Origin of the sequence: Kitasatospora sp. NPDC051914 (assembly GCF_040680995.1) — a bacterium.
In the GTDB taxonomy this organism is placed as follows: Bacteria; Actinomycetota; Actinomycetes; order Streptomycetales; family Streptomycetaceae; genus Kitasatospora.
Genome location: NZ_JBFAXX010000005.1, coordinates 1 through 22,065 on the forward strand (window position 1 = coordinate 1; position 22,065 = coordinate 22,065).

At 73.0% G+C, this 22,065-nt stretch carries 24 protein-coding genes; 19 read left to right on the plus strand and 5 right to left on the minus strand.

Going from position 1 to position 22,065, the window contains the following annotated elements; genetic code table 11:
- Nucleotides 1-92: 92 nt before the first annotated feature.
- Entirely contained in the window at nucleotides 93-824 is a 732-nt protein-coding gene (locus AB0M03_RS05120) for a response regulator transcription factor (RefSeq protein ID WP_363488561.1), read from the minus strand.
- A gap of 660 nt (nucleotides 825-1,484) precedes the next feature.
- Between AB0M03_RS05120 and AB0M03_RS05125 the strand changes: the two genes are divergently transcribed.
- The 6 genes from AB0M03_RS05125 (at nucleotide 1,485) to AB0M03_RS05150 (ending at nucleotide 4,605) form a co-directional block, all read left to right on the plus strand.
- A complete protein-coding gene (locus AB0M03_RS05125; protein ID WP_363488563.1) occupies nucleotides 1,485-1,796 on the plus strand; it encodes a MoaD/ThiS family protein in 312 nt (103 codons plus the stop codon).
- 91 nt (nucleotides 1,797-1,887) lie between these two features.
- Nucleotides 1,888-2,577 (plus strand): DUF2993 domain-containing protein, encoded by a 690-nt coding sequence (locus tag AB0M03_RS05130; protein WP_363488565.1) that lies wholly within the window; start codon nucleotides 1,888-1,890, stop codon nucleotides 2,575-2,577.
- Between the two features lie 234 nt (nucleotides 2,578-2,811).
- Nucleotides 2,812-2,892, plus strand: coding sequence for a putative leader peptide (locus tag AB0M03_RS05135; protein WP_350637490.1), 81 nt, complete (start codon nucleotides 2,812-2,814; stop codon nucleotides 2,890-2,892).
- 215 nt (nucleotides 2,893-3,107) lie between these two features.
- Nucleotides 3,108-3,944 carry a sulfurtransferase gene (locus AB0M03_RS05140; RefSeq protein ID WP_363488567.1) on the plus strand — a complete coding sequence of 279 codons (837 nt, stop codon included), beginning with the start codon at nucleotides 3,108-3,110 and terminating at the stop codon, nucleotides 3,942-3,944.
- A gap of 35 nt (nucleotides 3,945-3,979) precedes the next feature.
- On the plus strand, nucleotides 3,980-4,270 hold the full coding sequence (locus tag AB0M03_RS05145) for a DUF1416 domain-containing protein (protein ID WP_095873619.1): 291 nt from the start codon (nucleotides 3,980-3,982) through the stop codon (nucleotides 4,268-4,270).
- A gap of 62 nt (nucleotides 4,271-4,332) precedes the next feature.
- The gene (locus AB0M03_RS05150) at nucleotides 4,333-4,605 is read left to right on the plus strand and encodes a DUF3099 domain-containing protein (protein ID WP_363488569.1); all 273 of its coding nucleotides are present in this window, start codon (nucleotides 4,333-4,335) and stop codon (nucleotides 4,603-4,605) included.
- An 18-nt stretch (nucleotides 4,606-4,623) separates the two neighbouring features.
- On the opposite strand, the gene AB0M03_RS05155 is transcribed toward AB0M03_RS05150, so the two are convergent.
- Nucleotides 4,624-4,986, minus strand: a complete 363-nt coding sequence (locus AB0M03_RS05155) for a DsrE family protein (RefSeq protein WP_363488571.1) — start codon at nucleotides 4,984-4,986, stop codon at nucleotides 4,624-4,626.
- Nucleotides 4,987-5,286: 300 nt separating this feature from the next.
- On the opposite strand from AB0M03_RS05155, the gene AB0M03_RS05160 reads away from it, so the two are divergent.
- From AB0M03_RS05160 to AB0M03_RS05170, 3 genes are all read left to right on the plus strand, one after another.
- Nucleotides 5,287-5,871, plus strand: a complete 585-nt coding sequence (locus tag AB0M03_RS05160) for an FABP family protein (protein ID WP_363488573.1) — start codon at nucleotides 5,287-5,289, stop codon at nucleotides 5,869-5,871.
- Between the two features lie 107 nt (nucleotides 5,872-5,978).
- On the plus strand, nucleotides 5,979-6,428 hold the full coding sequence (locus AB0M03_RS05165; protein ID WP_363488575.1) for a transcriptional repressor: 450 nt from the start codon (nucleotides 5,979-5,981) through the stop codon (nucleotides 6,426-6,428).
- Between the two features lie 10 nt (nucleotides 6,429-6,438).
- A complete protein-coding gene (locus AB0M03_RS05170; protein WP_363488577.1) occupies nucleotides 6,439-7,413 on the plus strand; it encodes a folate-binding protein in 975 nt (324 codons plus the stop codon).
- 12 nt (nucleotides 7,414-7,425) lie between these two features.
- On the opposite strand, the gene dtd is transcribed toward AB0M03_RS05170, so the two are convergent.
- The gene (gene dtd / locus AB0M03_RS05175) at nucleotides 7,426-7,857 is read right to left on the minus strand and encodes a D-aminoacyl-tRNA deacylase (RefSeq protein ID WP_363488579.1); all 432 of its coding nucleotides are present in this window, start codon (nucleotides 7,855-7,857) and stop codon (nucleotides 7,426-7,428) included.
- Between the two features lie 339 nt (nucleotides 7,858-8,196).
- Here dtd and AB0M03_RS05180 point away from each other — a divergent pair, with 339 nt between their 5' ends.
- From AB0M03_RS05180 to AB0M03_RS05190, 3 genes are all read left to right on the plus strand, one after another.
- Entirely contained in the window at nucleotides 8,197-8,706 is a 510-nt protein-coding gene (locus AB0M03_RS05180; protein ID WP_363488581.1) for an ABC transporter substrate-binding protein, read from the plus strand.
- Nucleotides 8,707-8,763: 57 nt separating this feature from the next.
- Entirely contained in the window at nucleotides 8,764-9,714 is a 951-nt protein-coding gene (locus AB0M03_RS05185) for an asparaginase (RefSeq protein WP_363488583.1), read from the plus strand.
- A 165-nt stretch (nucleotides 9,715-9,879) separates the two neighbouring features.
- Nucleotides 9,880-10,095, plus strand: coding sequence for a dodecin (locus AB0M03_RS05190; RefSeq protein ID WP_363488585.1), 216 nt, complete (start codon nucleotides 9,880-9,882; stop codon nucleotides 10,093-10,095).
- A gap of 153 nt (nucleotides 10,096-10,248) precedes the next feature.
- Here the strand turns inward: AB0M03_RS05190 and AB0M03_RS05195 are convergent, their stop codons facing one another.
- Nucleotides 10,249-10,740: an inorganic diphosphatase gene (locus AB0M03_RS05195; protein WP_363488587.1), complete on the minus strand. Its 492-nt coding sequence runs from the start codon at nucleotides 10,738-10,740 to the stop codon at nucleotides 10,249-10,251.
- Between the two features lie 74 nt (nucleotides 10,741-10,814).
- Here AB0M03_RS05195 and dacB point away from each other — a divergent pair, with 74 nt between their 5' ends.
- From dacB to folE, 6 genes are all read left to right on the plus strand, one after another.
- Nucleotides 10,815-12,332, plus strand: a complete 1,518-nt coding sequence (gene dacB / locus AB0M03_RS05200) for a D-alanyl-D-alanine carboxypeptidase/D-alanyl-D-alanine-endopeptidase (protein WP_363488589.1) — start codon at nucleotides 10,815-10,817, stop codon at nucleotides 12,330-12,332.
- An 80-nt stretch (nucleotides 12,333-12,412) separates the two neighbouring features.
- Entirely contained in the window at nucleotides 12,413-13,579 is a 1,167-nt protein-coding gene (locus tag AB0M03_RS05205; protein WP_363488591.1) for a zinc-dependent metalloprotease, read from the plus strand.
- Between the two features lie 238 nt (nucleotides 13,580-13,817).
- Nucleotides 13,818-14,942 carry a tRNA lysidine(34) synthetase TilS gene (gene tilS, locus AB0M03_RS05210; RefSeq protein ID WP_363488593.1) on the plus strand — a complete coding sequence of 375 codons (1,125 nt, stop codon included), beginning with the start codon at nucleotides 13,818-13,820 and terminating at the stop codon, nucleotides 14,940-14,942.
- A 62-nt stretch (nucleotides 14,943-15,004) separates the two neighbouring features.
- Nucleotides 15,005-15,559: a hypoxanthine phosphoribosyltransferase gene (hpt, locus tag AB0M03_RS05215; RefSeq protein ID WP_363488595.1), complete on the plus strand. Its 555-nt coding sequence runs from the start codon at nucleotides 15,005-15,007 to the stop codon at nucleotides 15,557-15,559.
- A gap of 222 nt (nucleotides 15,560-15,781) precedes the next feature.
- Nucleotides 15,782-17,827: an ATP-dependent zinc metalloprotease FtsH gene (gene ftsH / locus AB0M03_RS05220; protein ID WP_363488597.1), complete on the plus strand. Its 2,046-nt coding sequence runs from the start codon at nucleotides 15,782-15,784 to the stop codon at nucleotides 17,825-17,827.
- 119 nt (nucleotides 17,828-17,946) lie between these two features.
- Complete coding sequence (folE, locus tag AB0M03_RS05225) at nucleotides 17,947-18,552, plus strand: GTP cyclohydrolase I FolE (protein ID WP_363488599.1); 606 nt, start codon at nucleotides 17,947-17,949, stop codon at nucleotides 18,550-18,552.
- Between the two features lie 10 nt (nucleotides 18,553-18,562).
- Here folE and AB0M03_RS05230 read toward each other — a convergent pair whose 3' ends face one another.
- Complete coding sequence (locus AB0M03_RS05230; RefSeq protein ID WP_363488601.1) at nucleotides 18,563-19,750, minus strand: alpha/beta hydrolase-fold protein; 1,188 nt, start codon at nucleotides 19,748-19,750, stop codon at nucleotides 18,563-18,565.
- Between the two features lie 437 nt (nucleotides 19,751-20,187).
- Here AB0M03_RS05230 and AB0M03_RS05235 point away from each other — a divergent pair, with 437 nt between their 5' ends.
- Nucleotides 20,188-22,044 carry a phosphatidylglycerol lysyltransferase domain-containing protein gene (locus tag AB0M03_RS05235; protein ID WP_363488603.1) on the plus strand — a complete coding sequence of 619 codons (1,857 nt, stop codon included), beginning with the start codon at nucleotides 20,188-20,190 and terminating at the stop codon, nucleotides 22,042-22,044.
- Nucleotides 22,045-22,065 lie beyond the last annotated feature (21 nt).

Consider the following 22,065-nt stretch of genomic DNA (forward strand, 5'->3'; position numbering starts at 1 on the left):
CCCTGGCCGGGGGGGGGGGGGGCCCGCCCCCCCCCCCTTCCCCGCCCCGGGGGGGGGGCCCCCCCGGGCCCCCCCCCCCCCGGCACCGGTCGTCAGACCTCCTGGACGGCGGCGGAGCGCTGCTCGGCGCCGTGCCGCTCGCCCTTCTCGGGCTTCTCCGGGACGACGAAGCGGTAGCCGACGTTGCGCACGGTGCCGATCAGCTGCTCGTGCTCGACGCCGAGCTTGGCCCGCAGCCGCCGGACGTGGACGTCGACCGTCCGGGTGCCGCCGAAGTAGTCGTAGCCCCACACCTCCTGCAGCAGCTGGGCGCGGGTGAAGACCCGGCCGGGGTGCTGCGCGAGGTACTTCAGGAGCTCGAACTCCTTGAAGGTGAGGTCCAGCACCCGGCCCTTGAGCTTGGCCGAGTACGTCGCCTCGTCGACGGACAGGTCGCCGTTGCGGATCTCCATCGGGCTGTCGTCGGCGGTGACCTGGAGCCGGCCCATGGCCAGCCGGAGCCGGGCCTCGACCTCGGCCGGCCCCGCGGTGTCCAGCAGGACGTCGTCGATGCCCCACTCGGCGGTGACGGCGGCCAGGCCGCCCTCGGTGACGATCAGCACGAGCGGGCAGCCGATGCCGGTGGAGCGCAGCAGCTGGCAGAGGCTGCGGATCTGCGGCAGGTCGCGCCGCCCGTCGACCAGGATGACGTCGGCGCTCGGGGTGTCGACCAGGGCCGACCCCTCGGCCGGGGCGACCCGGACGTTGTGCAGCAGCAGCCCGAGCGCGGGCAGCACTTCGGCGGACGGCTGCAGGGCGTTGGTCAGGAGGAGGAGAGAACTCATACCCGGTAGTCCCCTTTCCGGGTCGTCGCGGTCGCACCACGCCTGCGGTCACGGCCGGCGGACGCGGGAGCGGTGGAGGTGGAGGGTGCGCTCGCAGGGCGTCGGGGAGTCGTTCCGGCGGATTCGTCGGCGCGCACGGCACGGCGGGGCGCACGGCAGAGGTCCCGCGACCTCTGGCGTACCGTTCCTGCCCTGCCCATCCGCGAACCTTCCGGTCTGCTCCCGCGCCGGGCGGAGGCCCGGCGCCGGTCCTGACGCCCCGTCGGACCACGCGCACTCCGTTGTGCCGCTGTCCTCGGGGTGTTCCCGCTTCCGGCGCGGGTGGTGCGCCGTTCGCAAGAACGTCCGTACTGGCGTCCTGAAAGCACAAAAGGACCCGGGGGCGACTCTGCCCGGATCCCTTACGCGTCGAGAATAGCCGACCACACCCCGCTCCGGGAGGGGCGTGCGGGAGTGGTGGACCACACGGCGCGCGCCCCGGGGCGTCCGGAGGCCCGCATTCCGCCCGGCCGAACTGCGCCGTTACCGCCCGGGCGGGCCGTCGGGCCATCATGGGAGACAGCGCACCGGCCGCACCGTACGTGTACACCTGTGGCGTGGGCGGGCCGGCGGACGGAGCCGGGCCGCTGCACCGGGCGAGGACGACGAGGAGGGCTTGCCATGGGCACCACCGCCGCAGCTTCACCCCGGGGAGTGGCTCCGGAGGCCGTGCGGGTGACCGGGACGATCCGCTACTGGGCCGCCGCCAAGGCGGAGGCCGGCACCGCCGAGGAGCCGTACGAGGCCGCCACGCTCGCCGAGGCGCTGGCCGCGGTGCACGAGCGCCACGCCGACCGCCCGCGGCTGCTCCAGGTGCTCGGGCACTGCTCGTTCCTGGTGGACGGCGAGCAGGTCGGCACGCGCGACCGCGCCGGGGTGCTGCTGACCGAGGGCGGCACCGTGGAGGTCCTGCCGCCCTTCGCCGGCGGCTGAGCCCGGCCCGCACCCAGGAACCGCAGGGGTCGGCCGATCGTCGTAGGTCTCCGAACGGCACGGCGACACGGAGCGACCATCGGGGAGAGAGATGCGCGGCTGGCTGAAGCTCACGATCGGCCTGGCGGCCCTGGCAGGCCTGCTGGCCGGTGCGGACCGGATAGCCGTGGGGGTCGCCGAGGACGAGGCGGCCGACAAGCTGGCCGGCAGCGGCCGGATGTCGCAGCGGCCCACCGTGCACATCGACGGTTTCCCCTTCCTGACCCAGGCCCTCGCCCGGGAGTTCGACGACGTGCGGCTCTCCGGCGAGGGCATGACGGTGGGCAACGGCAACGAGCAGGTGGCGCTGCGCTCGTTCAGTGCCCGGCTGTCCGGTGTGGCGGTGGGCGACGACTACCGCAGCGCCACCGTGCGGCACGGCACCGGCACCGGTCTGATCAGTTATGCCGATGCGGCGCGGTTGGCGGCACCGGCCTCCGGTGTGCCGGGCGCCGACCGCCTGGAGCTCTCCTACGGCGGCCCCGGCAAGATCAAGGCCTCGCTGATGGGCGTCTCGATCGGCCAGGGCGACGTGCACAGCAAGGGCAACACCATCACCGCGGACGGCTTCAAACTGACCGGCATGGGTTCGCTGCTGAACGGCCCGCTGGCCGGGAAGCTCGGCGCGCGCAGCTTCACCCTGACCGAGCTGCCCGCCGGGCTGAACCTCGCCGGTGCGGTGCCGCAGCCGGACGGCCTGCAGCTCACCTTCCAGGGCGACAACGTCCGCGTGATCGGCTGACCGGACACTCCGGCCGGCCTTTTCCCGACCTCTCCAGGCGTCCCGCTCTGCGAGACGCGCTGTCCAGCCCCGGCGTCCGAGCGGCCGTCCGGGGCCGTTCTGTGCGGGCGCCGGAACCGCGTTCTCGCTGGCCGTGGCGGCGGTAAATCGGCAAATCCCAGTATTCGGGCCATTCGGTCTCATTATTTGACACGCTGATGACAGCGGACGTTCCGGGTCCCTAGCATCGTCGACATGAAGCGACAGGCGGATCTCACGAAGCGGCGGGCGGTAGACCTGTGCCGCGTGTCCACCTGCCTGTGTCGAATGCGCTGACCGGGCAGCTCTGACCGGCCCGTCAGACCCCGCCCGCCCCGCATGCCGGCCCCGCACGGCCCGCTCCCGAGCCGACGGCTCCCCGGCTCCCATGACCCGAACCGCACGGCAGGCCCATGACCTGTGGTGTCCGAACTGTGGACACCTATTCGGAACCGGGCCCTTCGAGCACCCCAGCAGCCTTCCGCAAACCGCCCCCGGATGGAGACATCACCATGAGCCGCAGCGACGTCCTGGTCGACGCCGACTGGGTCCAGGCCCGCCTGGACGACCCGCAGGTCGTCATCGTCGAGGTCGACGAGGACACCTCCGCCTACGAGAAGAACCACATCCGCAACGCCGTCCGCATCGACTGGAAGAAGGACCTCCAGGACCCGGTGCGCCGCGACTTCATCGACCAGGCCGGCTTCGAGGCGCTGCTCAGCGCCAAGGGCATCGCCAACGACCAGACCGTGGTGCTCTACGGCGGCAACAACAACTGGTTCGCCTCGTACGCCTACTGGTACTTCAAGCTGTACGGCCACGGCGACGTCCGCCTGCTCGACGGCGGCCGCAAGAAGTGGGAGCTGGACTCCCGCGAGCTGGTCGTCGAGGTGCCCGAGCGCGCCGCCACCGAGTACAAGGCGCAGGCCGCCGACAGCTCGATCCGCGCCTTCCGCGACGACGTGATCAACGCGATCGGCAACCTCAACCTGGTCGACGTGCGCTCGCCCGACGAGTTCTCCGGCAAGCTGCTCGCCCCGGCCCACCTCCCGCAGGAGCAGTCGCAGCGCCCGGGCCACGTGCCGAGCGCCAAGAACATCCCGTGGGCCAAGAACGCCAACGACGACGGCACCTTCAAGAGCGACGACGAGCTGCGCGCGCTCTACCAGGAGGAGGGCGTGGACCTGGCCAAGGACACCATCGCCTACTGCCGCATCGGCGAGCGCTCCGCGCTCACCTGGTTCGTCCTGCACGAGCTGCTGGAGCAGCCGAACGTGAAGAACTACGACGGCTCCTGGACCGAGTACGGCAGCCTCGTCGGCGTGCCGATCGAGCTCGGCTCCAACTGAGCCCCGGCTGGAACCGTAGGAAGGGAAGACAAGACATGTGCGGTGCGAAGGCCGGCGGCCCGGACCTGGCAGGAGTTGACGTGGCAAGCGAGACCATCATCCAGGGTTCGGTGACCCGCGACGGCGAGCCGGTCAACGGCTACGTCCGACTGCTCGACGAGGGCGGCGAGTTCACCGCCGAGGTGCCCACCTCGGCCACCGGGCAGTTCCGCTTCTTCGCCCGTCCGGGCAAGTGGACGCTGCGTGCACTGGTGCCGGGCGCGACCGTCGACCGCCAGGTCGTCGCCGCCCAGGGCGAGTTCACCGAGGTCGCGATCGCGGTCTGACCTCCGGAGACCGGTGCTGTGGCCCCCTGCCGTGCAGGGGGCCACAGCCATACCCTGGAGACGTGCAGGCACACCAGCGGCACGTCCGCTACTTCGTGATGATGGGCGTCTGCCTCGGCATGTTCGTCCTGGCCTGGGGCGTCGTGCGCCTCTGGTCCGTCCCGGCCGCGGTCGGGATGTGCCTGTTCGCCATGGTCATCCCGCCGCTCGCCGCGGTGTTCGCCAACAAGCGCGACCCGGACGACGACTGGTGGAACGACCCGCGCTGGGACGACCCCGGCTGGAACAGGCCCGGCCACGACCGGGACCGCCCCGACCACGAGCCCCGTCAGTAGAGCGGCCCGCGAGCCCCGTCAGTAGACCAGCGCCTGCACCCCGTCCTGCATGATCTCGCTCAGGAAGACCTGGGCGCCCGCGATGCGGACACCCTCGACGGTGTCCTTCTCCGTGATGTCCCGGCGCGCCGCGCACTGGGTGCACAGCGTCACCGTGCCCGCCGCGAGCACCGACTCCAGCAGCTCCGGCAGCGGCGCCGCGTGCGGCAGCTCGAACTCCGCCGCCCGCCCCGGCAGCGCGAACCAGGACGACTCCCCGGTCAGCCAGAGCGAGACCTCCACACCGCTGGCGACGGCGACCGCCGCCACCGTGAACGCCTGCGAGCAGCGCTCCGGCGCGTCCGCCCCGGCCGTGACCTTGATGACCAGCTTCTTCGACATGCCGCCCAGACTATCGACGGCGTGGCGGGGCTCACCGAGACCGGCCGGAGGGCGGCCGATAGACTCGCGACGTCCTTCGTCTATCTGTCCGCCCGCCCGCAATGGAGCGCCTCGTGTCCGGTCTGGAAATCTTCTTCGACAGCCTGCTCGCTCTGATGGCCGTGCTGATCACCTGGTTCGCCATCTTCTCCGTGATGAAGCTGTACCAGGGCCAGCGCTGACGCTGCCCGGACTGCCGTACCGTTGGGTCCAGGGCCTGTTCTTGCGGAACGGGCCGACTCCGACGACAGCAGCAGGAAAATGATCGAGATCCCCTCAGACCTCCACCGTGACGTCGTCCCGCTGGCCTTCCTCCTGGGCACCTGGGAGGGCGCCGGCGTCTACGACTTCCCGGGTACCGAGAAGTGCAACTTCGGCCAGGAGGTCGTCTTCCGGCACGACGGGCGCCCGTTCCTGGAGTTCCGCTCCCGCACCTGGGTGCTGGACGAGCAGGGCGAGAAGGTCCGCCCGCTGGAGAACGAGCACGCCTTCTGGCGGATCACCAGCAACCAGCACGGCACCTCCGGCGAGCGCGAGATCGAGGTCTCGTCCGTCCGCGACGACGGCACGGTCGAGGTCTGGTACGGCAAGCTGCACGACGGCAAGCCGCAGATCGACCTCGCCACCGACGCGGTCGCCCGGATCGAGGGTGCCGCACCGTACACCGGCGGCAAGCGCCTGTACGGCATGGTCAAGGAGGAGCTGCTCTGGGTCGGCGAGAAGGCCGCCCCCGAGGTTCCGCTGCGGCCGTACATGTCCGCCCAGCTGCGGAAGGTGCTCAGCCCCGCACAGCTGATCAAGGACATCAACGACCTGCCGGACGACGGCATCGCCTTCTTCCGCTGACCGCCGCGGGGCCGCCCCCGCACGGCGCAGGCCGCACGACGTAGGGACCGGCCGCACGGCCGGTCCCTACACTTGTCCCATCACCTCGAACCGGGCAGGGACCTAACGTGGCGAACACCGACACCTCCACCGACTGGAAGAGCGACCTGCGGCAGCGCGGCTACCGGCTGACCCCCCAGCGCCAGCTCGTCCTGGAGGCCGTCGACGTGCTGGACCACGCCACCCCGGACGAGATCCTCGGCCACGTCCGCAAGACCGCCAGCGGGGTCAACATCTCCACCGTCTACCGGACGCTGGAGCTGCTGGAGGAGCTCGGCCTGGTCTCGCACGCCCACCTCGGCCACGGCGCCCCGACGTACCACCTGGCGGGCCGCCACAGCCACCTCCACCTGGTCTGCCGGGACTGCGACAAGGTCACCGAGACGGACACCGCGATCGCCGCGCCGCTGATCGACAGCCTGCGCGCCCAGCACGGCTTCGACACCGACCTCAAGCACTTCGCGATCTTCGGCCGCTGCGCCGACTGCACCGAAAAGCGCCGCGCCGAGCAGTCGTAAGCTGGCCGGTATGACCGGAACCAAGAGCCCGCTGCTGGACCTGCCCGGTGCCGTCCCCGCCGAGGGGCCCGACGAGGGCGTCGCCGCCCACTACGGCGACTTCTTCCGCGAACAGCGCGAGCTCGCCGGCGGCCGCGGCTTCGTCGACCTCTCGCACCGCGGGGTGGTCACCGTCGGCGGCGCCGACCGCCTCTCCTGGCTGCACCTGCTGTTGACCCAGCACGTCAGTGCGCTGCCCCCGCAGCAGGCCGCGGACGCGCTGATCCTCTCCCCGCACGGGCACGTCGAGCACGCCCTCTACCTGGTCGACGACGGCACCACCACCTGGCTGCACGTCGAGCCCGGCACCGCCCCCGCACTGCTCGCCTACCTGGAGAGCATGAAGTTCTTCTACCGGGTGGAGATCGCCGACGCGACCGCCGACTTCGCCGTGGTGCACCTGCCGGCCGGCTCCGCCGCGTCCGCCGACGGCGCCGCCGCCGTCCGCGAACTCCCCCACGGGCGCGACCTGTTCCTCCCGCGGGCGGAGCTGGAGAAGCTGACGGCCGGTTACGGCCCGGCGGCCGGCGTCTGGGCGTACGAGGCGCTGCGGATCGAGGGGCACCGGCCCCGGCTCGGCTTCGAGACCGACCACCGCACCATCCCGCACGAGGTCGACTGGCTGGCCACCGCCGTCCACCTGCAGAAGGGCTGCTACCGCGGCCAGGAGACGGTCGCCCGGGTGCACAACCTCGGCCGCCCGCCCCGCCGCCTGGTCTTCCTGCACCTGGACGGCACCGAGGAGAAGCTGCCGCCGCACGGCGCCGAGGTCCGGCTGGCCTCGGACGGCGAGGACGGCCGGGTGCTCGGCTTCGTGACCTCCTCGGCCCGGCACTGGGAGCTCGGCCCGATCGCGATGGCCCTGGTCAAGCGGAACGTGCCGGTCGACGCGGTGCTGGTGGCCGACGGCGTGCCCGGTACCCAGGACGTGATCGTGCCGCAGTAGCCGCGGCCGGCCTCAGATCTCCAGCAGCACGGTGAACGGCCCGTCGTTCACCAGCGACACCTTCATGTCCGCCCCGAACCGCCCGGTCTCCACCTTGGCGCCCAGCGCCCGCAGCTCGGCCACCACCGCGTCCACCAGCGGCTCGGCGACCGGGCCGGGCGCCGCGGCGTTCCAGGTGGGCCGGCGGCCCTTGCGGGCGTCGCCGTACAGCGTGAACTGACTGATCACCAGCAGCGGTGCGCCCAGCTCCTCGCAGGAGCGCTCGGGGGTGCCCTCGAACAGTCGCAGCGTCCACAGCTTGCGGGCCAGTTGGGCCGCCTTCGCCGGGGTGTCCTCGTGCGTCACGCCGATCAGGACGCACAGCCCCGGCCCGTCGATCGCACCCACGCACTCGCCGTCCACCCGGACGGCGGCCTCCGACACCCGCTGCACCACTGCTCGCATGCCGCCATTCTGCCGGAGGCGCACGCAGGCACGGCGCGCGCCGGGTCGTGCGCGCGTGCGCCAGTGTCGGCGCAGGTCAGCGAGCGGCCGCCAATTGTCGTACCAGCCATGGCGGTTCGCCAGGGGGGCCGTTCGGGTGCCGGGCGGTGCGCGGTCCCCTGCCGGGGTGGCACGCTGTCGGTGGGCCCACTCGGGACGCTGCACGTTCGAACGGACCGGCTCCCCGGCCGCGCGGCTAGCCCGAGCGGGTGGCACCGGGCCCCGCCGGGAACTCTCCCGGGGGCTGCGGGCGTGCTCTGTTCGGGCCGCACACGGCGCAGGAACTTCGGCAGGTGGTGGATGGACGCGAGCGACATCGGCGGGCTGGGCCTCGACCGGCTACGGACGCTCCGGCGGGACGCGCAGGAACAGGAGGCCGACCTCTCGTACCTCCGGCGCCTGCTGCAGGGCCGGATGGACATCCTGCGGGCCGAGCTGGCCGGCCGCCGGGTGCCGCACCAGCCCGCCCCGCCCGTCCCCGCGGACCTGGTCGACCGGCTGCCGGCCATCCTGGCCGACGCGCCGTCCTCCGTCCGGCGCCCGGCCCGACACGTCACCCTGGGCCCGCCGCGCGGCGAGCAGTACCGGCGGGAGGCCGACGCCCTCATGGGGGACGTCCGGCTCGCCGACCTCGCCGCGCATCCCACGCCGGCCCTGCTGGCGGCCGTCGAGCGGCTCGCCCGGCACGAGCGCGAGGTCTCCGGTCGGCGCCAGCGGCTGCAGCGGACGGCGGACGACTGCAGCGCCGAAATCACCCGCAGGTACCGTGAGGGGGAAGCACGGGTCGACGACCTGCTCACAGGGGGCTGAGGAGCGGGCGGCGGCCGGGCCACCCTCACCCAGTGCACAGCCGTCAGGAGTACCCGCATGCCGCAGTCCGCCCTGCCCGCCCTCGCCGAAGTCATACGCTCCGGCTTCACCGAGGGCCGCCACCGCGGCTCCCTCGTCCTGCTCGCCGCCGACGGCAGCGTCGAGTACGCCCTCGGCTCGCCCGAGGCAGCGGTCTTCCCCCGCTCCACCGCCAAGCCCTTCCAGGCGGTCGCCACCCTCCGGGCCGGCCTCGCCCTCGACGGCGAGCTGCTCGCCCTGGCCGCCTCCAGCCACTCCGCCGAGGAGTTCCACCGGGACGCCGTCCGCGCCGTGCTGGCCGGCGCCGGGCTCACCGAGGCCGACCTGCTCACCCCGGCCGACCTCCCGCTCGACCGGGTCGAGGCCGAGCTGCTGCTGCGCTCCGGCGGCGCCGCCGCCCCGATCCTCATGGACTGCTCCGGCAAGCACGCCGGCTGGCTGGCCGCCTGCGCCGCCAACGGCTGGGACACCGCCGGTTACCTCGACGCCGCCCACCCCATCCAGCGGCTGGCCCGCGAGGCCCTGGAGGAGGCCACCGGCGAACCGGCCGCACACGTCGGCACCGACGGCTGCGGCGCCCCGCTGCTCGCCGTCTCGCTGACCGGCCTGGCCCGCGGCTACCGCGCCCTGGTGCTCGCCGAGCCCGGCACCCCGCAGCGCCGCGTCGCCGACGCCATGCGCGCCCACCCGGAGTACGTGGCCGGCACCCGCCGCGCCGACACCTGGCTGATGCGCGCGGTGCCCGGTGCGCTGTCGAAGATGGGCGCCGAGGCCGTCCAGGTGGTCGCCCTGGCCGACGGCCGGGCCCTCGCCTTCAAGATCGAGGACGGCGCCGAGCGCGCCCGCGGCCCGGTGCTCGCCGCGGCACTGCGCCGGCTGGGCGTGGAGGACGAGGTGCTGGCCCGGATCGGTGCCGAGCCGCTGCACGGCGGCGGCACGGTGGTCGGCGAGGTGCGCGCCGCCTTCTGACGCATCCGCGTCCGGGCGCGGCGGCTCCCGGGGCACCCGCCGGCCGGGTCCCCCGGGCGGCCGACGCCCGGGCGGCGGCTCGGCGCGCGGGCCACGGCGTCCTGCGGCACGGTGGACGAGGGCCCGTCACACCACCCTCGCCACACCACCGCTGGGAGATGCGCCATGACCGACCACGTCTACCGAGTCACCGAGATCGTCGGCTCCTCGCCCGAGGGCATCGACGCGGCGATCCGCAACGGCATCGAGCGGGCCTCCCGCACCCTCCGCAACCTCGACTGGTTCGAGGTGACGCAGGTCCGGGGGCACCTCGCGGACGGCCGGATCGAGCACTACCAGGTCGGGCTGAAGGTCGGCTTCCGGCTGGACGACGCGGGCTGACGGCACCAGGGCTGACGGCACCAGGGCGGCCGCACGCCGCAGGCGCCGCCCGCCCGCCGGGCGCGGACGCCCGCGCGCACGCACGAGGGCCGGGGCGAGCACACCTGCTCGCCCCGGCCCCCGTCACCCCGGAGAACCGAGGGGAGGGACGGCTCAGTGGCCGCCCTTCTCCTCCAGGCGCTTGATCGAGGCCTCGATCTCGGCCTCGGCCTCGGCGCGGCCCACCCAGTTGGCACCCTCGACCGACTTGCCGGGCTCCAGGTCCTTGTAGACCTCGAAGAAGTGCTGGATCTCCAGGCGGTCGAACTCCGAGACGTGGTGGATGTCCCGCAGGTGCTCCCAGCGCGGGTCGGTCGCCGGGACGCAGAGCAGCTTGTCGTCGCCGCCGGCCTCGTCGGTCATGTGGAACATGCCGATGGCGCGGCACTTGATCAGGCAGCCCGGGAAGGTCGGCTCGTCCAGGATGACCAGCGCGTCCAGCGGGTCGCCGTCCTCGCCGAGCGTGCCCTCGACGTAGCCGTAGTCGGCCGGGTAGCGGGTCGAGGTGAAGAGCATCCGGTCGAGACGCAGGCGACCGGTCTCGTGGTCGACCTCGTACTTGTTGCGCGAGCCCTTCGGGATCTCGATCAGGACGTCGAACTCCAAGGTTCCTCCAAGGTAGAAACTGACAGAATCCAGTGTCTCGCACGGCAGGGAGTGCTCGGGAAAGGGGCCGGTCGGTGAACGAGGGTGCACGGGTGGGGCGGGCCGGGAGAGCCGCTGCCGCCGGAGCCGTGGCGACGGTGCTCGCGGTCCTCGTGGCGGCCACCGCCCCGACGGCCGCGGCGGCCCGGCCCACGCCTTCCCCCGGCCAGCAGGGCCGGCACCACTCCGGCGACGACGCCGACGGCGCCCGGCACCCCACCGGCGACAACAGGAACGACGGCAGGGGCGGCAAGGGCACGGCCGGGCGCCACCGGGCCACCCCGGTCAAGGGCCCGGTGCTCGCCGCCACCGGCACCGCCGCGGACCCGGCGGGCGCCCCCACCGGCCCCGGCGTGCAGAACGCGCTCGGCACCAGCGTCCGGGACAGCTCCCTCGGCACGCTGAACTTCGCGGTGGCCGACGCCGCCACCGGCAAGCTGCTGTACGGCTCCGGCGAGAACACCCCGGCCACCCCGGCCTCCACCACCAAGCTCGCCACCGCGGTCGCCGCGCTCGCGCTGATCCCGCCGACCACCCGGCTCGCCACCACCGTGGTGCGCGGGGCCGAGCCCGGCACGATCACCCTGGTCGGCGGCGGCGATCCGACCCTCACCGTGCTGCCGGCCGACCAGATCCGGATCGGCGGCCAGCCGGTGGACGCCGACACCGCCCCGGCCTCGCTCGCCGACCTCGCCTCCCGCACCGCCGCCGCGCTCCGCGCGGCCGGCACCACCACGGTGAGGCTCGGCTACGACACCTCGCTGTACACCGGCCCGCTGCTGCACAAGGAGCACGACGCCACCAACATCGCCGCCGTCACCCCGCTGATGGTCGACGAGGGCCGGATCGACCCCAAGTCCCCCGACGAGGCCCCGGCCCGGGTCTTCGATCCCGCCGGGCAGGCCGCGGCGGCCCTCGCCGACCGGCTCCGCGCCGAGGGCATCACCGTGACCGGCACCCCGGCCAGGTCGACCGCCCCGGTCGGCGCGGCCGTCCTCGCCGCGGTGCAGTCGCCGACCGTCCCCCGGCTCATCGAACGGCTGCTGACCACCTCCGACAACACCCTGGCCGAGGCCGTCGCCCGGCAGGTCGCCGTCGCCGCGCACCGGCCCGCCAGCTTCGAGGGCGCGGCCGCCGCCACCGTGCAGGCGCTGGAGCGGCTCGGCGTGCCGACCGCCGGCGTGGTGCTGAACGACGGCAGCGGGCTCAGCCAGGACAACCGGATCCCGCCGATCACCCTGACCCAGCTGCTCGCCCGCGCCGCCGCGCCCGACCACCCCGAACTGCGGCCGGTGCTCACCGGCCTGCCGGTGGCCGGCTTCACCGGCACGCTGGCCAACCGCTTCGGCGCCCGTTCCGGCGCCGCCGAGGCGGCCGGCATCGTCCGGGCGAAGACCGGCACGCTGTCCGGCGTGGCCACACTGGCCGGCACGGTCGTCGACGCGGACGGCCGGGTCCTGGCCTTCGCGCTGATGAGCCGGACGTCCGGCGGGGACGCCAGGGCCGCGGTGGACCGGATCGTCGCCCGGATCGCCGCCTGCGGCTGCCGCTGATCCACTCCGCCGGGGCGACCGGCCGGGACCGCGCGGCAGGTTCCCTCCCTCCACCGGCCCGGAGCACGTACGGTGAGGGCATGACGAGCGGTAGCGGCGGAGCAGGAATGGTCGACTGGAACCTCGCGGTCGCGACCGCCACCCGGCTGGCCAGGCCCGGCCCGGAGGTGACCCGCGAAGAGGCCGTCAAGGTCGTCGCCGAGCTGCGCCGGCACGCCCTGGAGGCCGAGGAGCACGTGCGCGCCTTCACCGGGCTGCAGCCGGCCCGGCTGACCGACGCCGAGGCCACCCCGGTCCTGGTGGTGGACCGGCCCGGCTGGGTGCGGGCCAACGTGGCCGGCTTCCGCACCATCGTCCAGCCGCTGGTGGACCGGATGCAGGCGCGCCGCGGCGACGGCACCGGCGCACAGGTCTTCGGGGCCATCGGCGAGAAGGCCACCGGCATCGAGGTCGGCGCGCTGCTGGCGTTCCTGTCCACCAAGGTGCTCGGCCAGTACGAGACCTTCGCGCCGGCCGAGCTGCCGCCCGCGCCGGACAGCCCGGCCGGGCTGTTCGACAAGCCGCGGCGTGGCCCCGAGCCGCCCGGCCCCGGCCGGCTGCTGCTGGTCGCCCCGAACATCGTCCAGGTCGAGCGGGAGCTCGACGTCGACCCGCACGACTTCCGGCTCTGGGTCTGCCTGCACGAGGAGACCCACCGCACCCAGTTCAGCGCGGTGCCGTGGCTGCGCGACCACATCCAGTCCGAGGTGCAGTCCTTCCTGGCGCAGACCGACATCGACCCGGGCGCGCTGCTGGAGCGGGCCCGGGAGGCCGTCGCGGACGGCTTCCCCGGCCTCGGCGGCCGCGGGGACGGCTCCGGCCCGCAGACCCTGCTGGAGGCCGTGCAGTCGCCCGGCCAGCGCGAGGTGCTGGGCCGGCTGACCGCCGTGATGTCGCTGCTGGAGGGCCACGCGGACGTGGTGATGGACGGCGTCGGCCCGGCCGTGGTGCCGAGCGTCGGCGAGATCCGGGAGAAGTTCCAGCGCCGCAGGGACCGCGGCGCCGGCCGGCTCGACCTGGTGCTCCGCCGGCTGCTCGGCATGGACGCCAAGCTGCGGCAGTACCAGGACGGCGCGGTGTTCGTCCGGGGTGTGGTGGAGCGGGTCGGCATCACCGGCTTCAACCGGGTCTGGACGTCGCCGAACACCCTGCCGACCAAGGAGGAGATCCACGACCCGGCCGCCTGGGTGGCGCGGGTGGCCCGCTGAGGCAGGCGCGTCCGGCCCGTACAGATGCCCCCACCCGGGCGGACGGCGGCCGAATGAACGTTTCTCCATTCACCCGTACGTGGGACGGTGGAGACGGCGCTAGCGCGCACGGCCTGGCAGCGGCCCGCTATCTGCGACCATCTGTGAGCGCCCGGTGACCGTGAGCGTGCGAGGTCCCCGCCCCGCCGCCCGGGCCGGTCCGCCCGTCCCTCCCCCTCTCCGTCAAGGAGTGCACCCCGTGGGCCCTCACCCTGCCGTCGCGGCGATACGCCTCGCCGTCCGCCGCACCCTCGCCGAGCTCGCCGCCGAGGCCGGCGTCGAATCCGGCGCCCCGGTCCGCGCGCCGCAGAGCCGCCCGGCGACCCCCGCCCTGGTGCCGGCCGGTGCCACCGCCCTGATCGGCAACGCCCGCCGCCACCCCTCCGGGCTGCCCCGCACCCCCGCCGCCCCCGGCTCCCCGCTGGTCCTGGTCGCCGTCAGCGGCGGCGCCGACTCCATGGCGCTGGCCACCGCGACCGCCTTCGAGGCGCCCAAGCTCGGCCTGCGGGTCGGCGCCGTCACCGTCGACCACGGCCTGCAGCCCGGATCCGCCGAGCGCGCCGAGCAGGTCGCGGTACGGCTGCGCGAGCTCGGCCTGGACCCGGTCGAGGCCGTCCCCGTCCTGGTCGGCCGGGAGGGCGGCCCGGAGAACGCCGCCCGGGACGCCCGCTACGCCGCCCTCGACGCCGCCGCGGACCGCCACGGCGCCCTCGCCGTGCTCCTCGGCCACACCCGTGACGACCAGGCCGAGACGGTCCTGCTGGGCCTCGCCCGCGGCTCCGGCGCCCGCTCGCTGGCCGGCATGCCCGCCCAGAAGGGCCGCTACCGCCGCCCGCTGCTCGAACTCGACCGCGCCGCCACCCGCCAGGCCTGCTCCGCGCAGTCCATCCCGGTCTGGGACGACCCGCACAACTCCGACCCGGCGTACACCCGGGCCCGGGTCCGCCACGAGGTGCTGCCGGTGCTGGAGAAGCACCTCGGCGGCGGCGTGGTCGAGGCGCTCGCCAGGACCGCCCGGCTCTTCCGCGACGACGCCGACGCACTCGACCAGTGGGCCGCCCTCGCCGAGCGCGACCTCCGGACGGCCGAAGGCGGCCTGGACGTCGGAAAGCTCTCCGAACTGCCCTCCGCCGTCCGCCGCCGGGTGCTGCGCCGGGCCGCTCTGCGCGCGGGCTGTCCGGCCGGAGACCTCTTCGCCCGCCACCTGGAGAGCGTCGACCTGCTCGTCACCGGCTGGCGCGGCCAGGGCCCGCTGCACCTACCCGGGGGGATCGAAGCGAGCCGCCGGTGTGGCACGCTGGTGTTTCGGCGACAGAGCGACTAGCGGCAACGCGTCGCAGGGCCGCCGCCGACACAGGACCCCGAACGTTTGAGGACGTATCCCCGGTGGATCAGAACGACATGGGCGCCGACCTGGCGAAGGTGCTCATCAGCAAGGACGAGATCGACGCCAAGCTGCTTGAGCTGGCCGAGCGGATCGACCGGGACTACGCCGGACGGGACCTGCTGCTGGTCGGTGTGCTCAAGGGCGCCGTCATGGTGATGGCCGACCTCGCCCGGACGCTGCACTCCCAGGTGACCATGGACTGGATGGCCGTCTCGTCGTACGGGATGGGCACCAAGTCCTCCGGTGTGGTCCGGATTCTCAAGGACCTCGACACCGACATCGCCGGCAGGGACGTGCTGATCGTCGAGGACATCATCGACTCCGGTCTGACGCTGTCCTGGCTGCTCGGCAACCTCGGCTCGCGCCGCCCCGCCTCCCTGGAGGTGTGCACCCTGCTGCGCAAGCCCGACGCCGCCAAGGTCGAGATCGACGTCAAGTACGTCGGCTTCGACATCCCCAACGAGTTCGTCGTCGGCTACGGCCTCGACTACGCGGAGAAGCTGCGCAACCTGCCGTTCATCGGCACCCTGGCGCCGCACGTCTACGGCGGCTGACGACCGTCCGGGCGACGGGTGGGAACAGTGCACCGTTCCCACCCGTTGTGCCGAGGTAGGAAAATACGTCGTGCCGACTTCGTGCTCCCGCCGCGTGCGGGTGGCACTGCGGTACGGTCCAATGAACCGCTCTTCTCATGAGCACATCCGAATGCGCCGGTGGCCGAGGCCGCACAGCGCCGTTGAGTGGCAGGAGGGACGGGGCGGCAACGCCCCGCATGGATGGACGTCAAGCGATACTTCCGCGCGCCGATCATGTGGATCGTGCTGGCCGTCCTCGCCGTCATCGTGCTGATGCAGGTCGTCTCGGACTCGAGCGGCTACAAGACGGCGGACACCGGCCAGGTCATTGCCGCGATCAACAACAACCAGGTCAAGCAGGCGCAGCTCACCACCGGTGACTCCAACCTGATCAAGATCGAGCTGAAGGACGGCCAGCAGCTGCCGGCCAAGGCCAACGGCAAGGCCCCCGGCGGCAGCAAGTTCCAGGCCTCGTACGTCTCGGACGGCCAGGCGAACGACATCGCCGACACGCTCCAGCAGTCGTACAAGAACGGCCAGCTGCCCAACAACTACACCGTCACCCCGGAGCGGCAGTCGACCTTCGTCAGCCTGCTGCTGTCGATGCTGCCGATCGTCATCATCGTCCTGGTCTTCCTGTTCCTGATGAACCAGATGCAGGGCGGCGGCTCCCGGGTCATGCAGTTCGGCAAGTCCAAGGCCAAGCTGCTCACCAAGGACACCCCGAAGACCACGTTCTCCGACGTGGCCGGCGCGGACGAGGCGGTGGAGGAGCTCCAGGAGATCAAGGAGTTCCTGCAGGAGCCGTCGAAGTTCCAGGCCGTCGGCGCCAAGATCCCCAAGGGCGTGCTGCTGTACGGCCCGCCCGGCACCGGCAAGACCCTGCTGGCCCGTGCGGTGGCCGGCGAGGCGGGCGTGCCGTTCTACTCCATCTCCGGTTCCGACTTCGTCGAGATGTTCGTCGGTGTCGGTGCCTCCCGGGTGCGCGACCTGTTCGAGCAGGCCAAGGCGAACGCCCCGGCGATCATCTTCGTCGACGAGATCGACGCCGTCGGCCGGCACCGCGGTGCGGGCCTCGGCGGCGGCCACGACGAGCGCGAGCAGACCCTGAACCAGCTGCTCGTCGAGATGGACGGCTTCGACGTCAAGGGCGGCGTCATCCTGATCGCCGCCACCAACCGCCCGGACATCCTGGACCCGGCGCTGCTGCGCCCGGGCCGCTTCGACCGGCAGATCGCCGTCGAGCGCCCCGACCTCCAGGGCCGCCTGGACATCCTCAAGGTGCACCAGAAGGGCAAGCCGATCGCGCCGGACGTCGACCTGTCGGCCGTCGCCAAGCGCACCCCCGGCTTCACGGGTGCCGACCTCTCCAACGTCCTGAACGAGGCGGCCCTGCTGACCGCCCGCTCGGACAAGAAGCTGATCGACAACCTCGTCCTCGACGAGGCGATCGACCGCGTGGTGGCCGGCCCGCAGAAGCGCACCCGGATCATGTCCGACCGGGAGAAGAAGATCACCGCGTACCACGAGGGCGGCCACGCCCTGGTCGCGGCGGCCTCCCCGAACGCGGACCCGGTCCACAAGATCACCATCCTGTCCCGCGGCCGCGCCCTGGGCTACACGATGGTGCTGCCGGACGAGGACAAGTACTCGACCACCCGAAACGAGATGCTCGACCAGCTGGCGTACATGCTGGGCGGCCGCGCCGCGGAGGAGCTGGTCTTCCACGACCCGACCACCGGCGCGTCCAACGACATCGAGAAGGCCACCGCCACGGCCCGCGCGATGGTCACCCAGTACGGCATGAGCGAGCGCCTCGGCGCGATCAAGTTCGGCTCCAGCGACTCCGAGCCGTTCCTGGGCCGCGAGATGGCCCACCAGCGCGACTACTCCGAGGAGATCGCCGGGCTGGTGGACGAGGAGGTCAAGAAGCTCATCGAGAACGCGCACAACGAGGCCTGGGAGATCCTGGTCGAGAACCGCGACGTGCTCGACAATCTCGTGCTGGAGCTGCTGGAGAAGGAGACGCTGAACAAGGAGCAGATCGCCGAGATCTTCGCCTCGATCGTGAAGCGCCCCGCCCGCCCGGCGTGGACGGGCTCCTCCCGCCGCACCCCCTCCACTCGCCCGCCCGTGCAGTCCCCGAAGGAGCTGGCGCTGACCAACGGCGTCGTCGCCTCCCACGAGACCGCCCCGGTGGACGTCGTGAAGCTGCCGCCGAGCAGCGAGGGCAGCACCGAGGGCTGACCGGCCGCACCGTACGGAATGAATGCCGCGCCACCGGGGTTTGTACCCTGGAGGCGCGGCATTCGTGCTGCCGGGCCCGTGTGCCCGCCATCGGACACCTACAGGCAAGCGAGGCCCGCATGATCGACCCGGTGACTCTCGAAGGCGAGACCGCCGTCGGGCACTTCGACCAGAAGCGTGCGGAGGACGCCGTCCGCGAGCTGCTCCTCGCCGTCGGAGAGGACCCGGACCGCGAGGGTCTGCTGGAGACGCCGGCCCGGGTGGCGCGCGCCTACAAGGAGATATTCGCCGGGCTCTGGCAGGAGCCGGAGGACGTGCTGACCACGACCTTCGACATCGGCCACGACGAGATGGTGCTGGTCAAGGACATCGAGGTGTTCTCCACCTGCGAGCACCACCTGGTGCCGTTCCGCGGCGTGGCGCACGTCGGCTACATCCCGTCCACCAGCGGCAAGATCACCGGCCTGTCGAAGCTCGCCCGCCTGGTCGACGTGTACGCCCGCCGGCCCCAGGTCCAGGAGCGGCTGACCAGCCAGGTCGCCGACGCGCTGATGCGAATCCTGGAACCCCGCGGTGCGATCGTCGTCATCGAGTGCGAGCACATGTGCATGTCCATGCGCGGCATCCGCAAGCCCGGCGCCAAGACGCTCACCTCGGCCGTCCGCGGCCAGCTGCGCGACCCGGCCACCCGCGCCGAGGCGATGAGCCTGATCGCCGCCAGGTAGCCCCGCGGGGCTACTGCCGGGGCTCGCGGTCCGGCGGCGGGGCCAGGTGGTCGCTCATCCACTCCAGCGCCGCCGGTAGCTCCCGCCGCCAGGTCTCGAAGCTGTGGCCGCCGTCGTCCAGGAAGAGCGAGTCCGCGGTGAACTGCGGATTGTTCGCCGAGACCTGCTGGGCGGCGGCCAGGAACTGCTGGGTCGCCTGGTAGTTGTCCTCCGTCCTGGTGCTGATCAGCAGCAGGGCCGCGTGCGGGGCCGGCAGGTTCTTCAACCGCCAGTTCAGGTCGGACTGCGAGGCGGTCTGGGCGTCGCCGTGGAAGAGGTCGCCGTCCGTCCAGCGGTCGTTCGGCACCTGGTAGTCCGCATGCAGACCGGCCGCGTTCGGGAAGGACTCCGGGTTGCGCATCGCCAGTCGCAGCGCGCAGCTCCCGCCGGTGGAGTAGCCGAGCACCCCCCAGGAGCCGGCCGAGTGGCTCGCCCGGTACGCCGAGCGGATCGCGGCCGGCAGGTCCTTGGCGAACCAGGTCTCCGAGCGCGGCCCGCCGCCGGCCACGTCCACGCACTCGGTGTTCCGCGGCGGCGTCACCGTCGGGCGGGCCATCACCACGATCGTCGGCGACATCCGGCCCGCCCGCTCCAGCTCCGACACCGTCTGCGGCACCCGCAGCCCTTCCACCAGGTGCAGCGAGGGCCCCGGATACCCGCCGATCGCCAGCATCACCGGGAACCGTTCGCGTGCGTACTTGGGGACGAAGTACTCCGGTGGCAGGTAGACGAAGACCTGGTCGGACAGCCCGGACTCGGTGCCCGTCACCTTCACCGAGTCGACCCGCCCGACTTCCTCCGGCTTCCCGTCCGGCAGCACGTCCTTCACCGTCTCCAGGCCGCCCTCGGAGGTTGCCTCGACGAGCTTCCCGGAGTCCGGCGCCGCCCCCTTGGCGTGCTCCGAGCTGGTCAGCGCCAGCGCCGCCCCGCCGGGGTGCAGCAGGTCGTTCCACGAGGTGTAGAAGCTGTACGAGTTGTTGACCGCCAGGGCCAGCACCCCCAGCACCGACGCCTGAACCACCGTCAGCAGGCCCAGCCGCCCGAGCATCGGCAGCGGACGCTGGCGGGCCAGCCGGGGCCACAGCCAGAGGGTGGCGACCAGGGCCACGGCCGCCGTCGCGATCAGCGAGTACACCAGCGACCTGCTGGTCAGTTCCATGGCGGAGCCTTCCATCCGGCGGGGGGTGGGCCAGGGTTCATCGTCCGTTCGCCCACGGCCCGGGGCCACCGGGGATAGCCTGACCGGGCGTCGGATTCCCGCCCTGGCGGGGGAGCCGATCCGGCTGCAACCGAGGCCCTAGAATGCGGCGTCCACCCTGTGTAGTGCGTGAACCACCGTCCCGTTGCGACGGCGCCCGTGAGCCGTCACCCGCTACCGCCCCGCCCTCCGGCCGCCCGGTCCCACACCGGTCCGTCCGGCGGCGGACCCACCCGTCCCCAGGCTCCCCCCCGGCCCGGAGGCGCCCGTCCGGCACACCCGCCGGCAGGCCCTTCCGACCGGCGGATTGCCCGATCAAGGAATAGGCATGAAGGTCCATCACAACTCCTACTTCGGAGTGACAGGACGAGCCGGATCGGCCCCTACGCTGAGCTTCCATGAGCGTTCCCGTGTCCGTTGAGCCGTCGACCGAGCAGCCCCGCCGCAGCGGGCTGCAGACGCTGCGCACCCAGGCCGCGGCGGTCCCCCGCGCCTGGCTCCCGGGCGTGGTCGGCTACGCGTGCCTGCTGATCGGCCTGCTCGACATCTGCAGCGCGGTCTTCCCGAGACTGCGCCACACCCGGATGCACACCTTCGCCGGCCAGCTGCCCGGCGCGACCACCACCCTCGCCGCGGCCGGCACGCTGATGGTCGGCGTGCTGCTGGTGCTGCTCGCCCACGCCCTGCGCCGCCGCAAGCGGCGGGCCTGGCGCGCGGTCTGCGTCCTGCTGCCGGTCGGCGCCGCCCTGCACCTGCTGCGCTGGCACCAGACCGTCCCCGCGGTGATCTCGCTCGTGCTGTTCGCCGTGATCCTGGTGCACCGCCGCGAGTTCTACGCCAAGGCCGACCCCCGCACCCGCTGGCGCGCGGTCGCCAACCTGGTCGTCATGGGCGCCTTCAGCGTCCTGCTCGGCCTGCTGATCGTGAGCGTCCACCCCAAGTCGGAGGTCGGCGACCCGTCGATGACGCAGCGCCTGGAGGAGACCCTCTACGGCCTGTTCGGCTTCGACGGCCCGATCCAGTACGGCTCCGACCGCGTCACCGACCTGGTCGGCTACTCGCTCGGCGCGCTCGGCCTGCTGACCGCCTTCACCACCGGCTACCTGGCGTTGCGCCCGGAGAAGCCCGAGCCCGAGCTCACCGCCGAGGACGAGGTCCGGGTGCGCGAGCTGCTCGACCGGCACGGCAAGCGGGACTCCCTCGGCTACTTCGCGCTGCGCCGCGACAAGAGCGTGCTCTTCTCGCCCTCCGGCAAGGCCGCCATCTCCTACCGCGTGGTGTCCGGCGTGATGCTCGCCTCCGGCGACCCGGTCGGCGACGTCGAGGCCTGGCCCGGCGCGATCAAGGTGTTCATGGCGGAGGCCCGCGAGCACGCCTGGGTGCCCGCCGTGATGGGCTGCAGTGAGGTCGGCGGCGAGGTCTGGACGCGCGAGGCCGGCCTCGACGCGCTGGAGCTCGGCGACGAGGCGATCGTCGACACCTCGACCTTCTCGCTGTCCGGCCGGGCCATGCGCAACGTCCGGCAGATGGTGAAGCGGATCGAGCGCAACGGCTACTCCTGCCAGGTCCGCCGGGTCGGCGAGCTCACCCTGGAGGAGAAGCGGCAGATCGCCGACGCCGCCTGCCGCTGGCGCGGCACCGACACCGAGCGCGGCTTCTCCATGGCGCTCGGCCGCTTCGGCGACCAGGGCGACGACGCGTGCGTGGTCGTCACCGCCCACAAGGCACCCGAGGAGGGCGAGCCGGCCGGCCCGCCCGGCAGCGACCTCAAGGCCGTGCTGCACTTCGTGCCCTGGGGCCCCGACGGCATCTCGCTGGAGCTGATGCGCCGCGACCGCGAGGCCGACCCGGGCCTCAACGAGCTGCTCATCGTCGCCGCCCTGCAGGCGGTGCCCGCCATGGGCGTCCGCCGGGTCTCGCTGAACTTCGCGATGTTCCGCTCCGCCCTCGCCCGCGGCGAGCGGATCGGTGCAGGACCGGTGCTGCGCGCCTGGCGCGGCCTGCTGGTGTTCCTCTCCCGCTGGTTCCAGATCGAGTCGCTGTACAAGTTCAACGCCAAGTTCCAGCCGGAGTGGGAGCCCCGCTTCCTGGTCTACAAGCAGACCCGCGACCTCCCGCGGATCGGCTTCGCCGCGATGCAGGCCGAGGCCTTCATCACGCTCGGCATGCCCCGCCTGGGCCGGCCGAAGCAGCGGCAGGGCCTCATGCCCGAGCCCGACCTGGCCCGGCCCGCCTCGGTGACCGAGGCGGCCTGACCCCCGGCCGCGCACGGCGGC

What these genes read in the sequence shown, in the direction of transcription:
- AB0M03_RS05120 (WP_363488561.1), bottom strand. Translation starts at nt 824, where the DNA reads ATGAGTTCTCTCCTCCTCCTGACCAACGCCCTGCAGCCGTCCGCCGAA.
- AB0M03_RS05125 (WP_363488563.1), top strand. Translation starts at nt 1,485, where the DNA reads ATGGGCACCACCGCCGCAGCTTCACCCCGGGGAGTGGCTCCGGAGGCC.
- AB0M03_RS05130 (WP_363488565.1), top strand. Translation starts at nt 1,888, where the DNA reads ATGCGCGGCTGGCTGAAGCTCACGATCGGCCTGGCGGCCCTGGCAGGC.
- AB0M03_RS05135 (WP_350637490.1), top strand. Translation starts at nt 2,812, where the DNA reads ATGAAGCGACAGGCGGATCTCACGAAGCGGCGGGCGGTAGACCTGTGC.
- AB0M03_RS05140 (WP_363488567.1), top strand. Translation starts at nt 3,108, where the DNA reads ATGAGCCGCAGCGACGTCCTGGTCGACGCCGACTGGGTCCAGGCCCGC.
- AB0M03_RS05145 (WP_095873619.1), top strand. Translation starts at nt 3,980, where the DNA reads ATGTGCGGTGCGAAGGCCGGCGGCCCGGACCTGGCAGGAGTTGACGTG.
- AB0M03_RS05155 (WP_363488571.1), bottom strand. Translation starts at nt 4,986, where the DNA reads ATGTCGAAGAAGCTGGTCATCAAGGTCACGGCCGGGGCGGACGCGCCG.
- AB0M03_RS05160 (WP_363488573.1), top strand. Translation starts at nt 5,287, where the DNA reads ATGATCGAGATCCCCTCAGACCTCCACCGTGACGTCGTCCCGCTGGCC.
- AB0M03_RS05170 (WP_363488577.1), top strand. Translation starts at nt 6,439, where the DNA reads ATGACCGGAACCAAGAGCCCGCTGCTGGACCTGCCCGGTGCCGTCCCC.
- dtd (WP_363488579.1), bottom strand. Translation starts at nt 7,857, where the DNA reads ATGCGAGCAGTGGTGCAGCGGGTGTCGGAGGCCGCCGTCCGGGTGGAC.
- AB0M03_RS05180 (WP_363488581.1), top strand. Translation starts at nt 8,197, where the DNA reads ATGGACGCGAGCGACATCGGCGGGCTGGGCCTCGACCGGCTACGGACG.
- AB0M03_RS05185 (WP_363488583.1), top strand. Translation starts at nt 8,764, where the DNA reads ATGCCGCAGTCCGCCCTGCCCGCCCTCGCCGAAGTCATACGCTCCGGC.
- AB0M03_RS05190 (WP_363488585.1), top strand. Translation starts at nt 9,880, where the DNA reads ATGACCGACCACGTCTACCGAGTCACCGAGATCGTCGGCTCCTCGCCC.
- AB0M03_RS05205 (WP_363488591.1), top strand. Translation starts at nt 12,413, where the DNA reads ATGACGAGCGGTAGCGGCGGAGCAGGAATGGTCGACTGGAACCTCGCG.
- ftsH (WP_363488597.1), top strand. Translation starts at nt 15,782, where the DNA reads ATGGACGTCAAGCGATACTTCCGCGCGCCGATCATGTGGATCGTGCTG.
- folE (WP_363488599.1), top strand. Translation starts at nt 17,947, where the DNA reads ATGATCGACCCGGTGACTCTCGAAGGCGAGACCGCCGTCGGGCACTTC.
- AB0M03_RS05230 (WP_363488601.1), bottom strand. Translation starts at nt 19,750, where the DNA reads ATGGAACTGACCAGCAGGTCGCTGGTGTACTCGCTGATCGCGACGGCG.
- AB0M03_RS05235 (WP_363488603.1), top strand. Translation starts at nt 20,188, where the DNA reads ATGAGCGTTCCCGTGTCCGTTGAGCCGTCGACCGAGCAGCCCCGCCGC.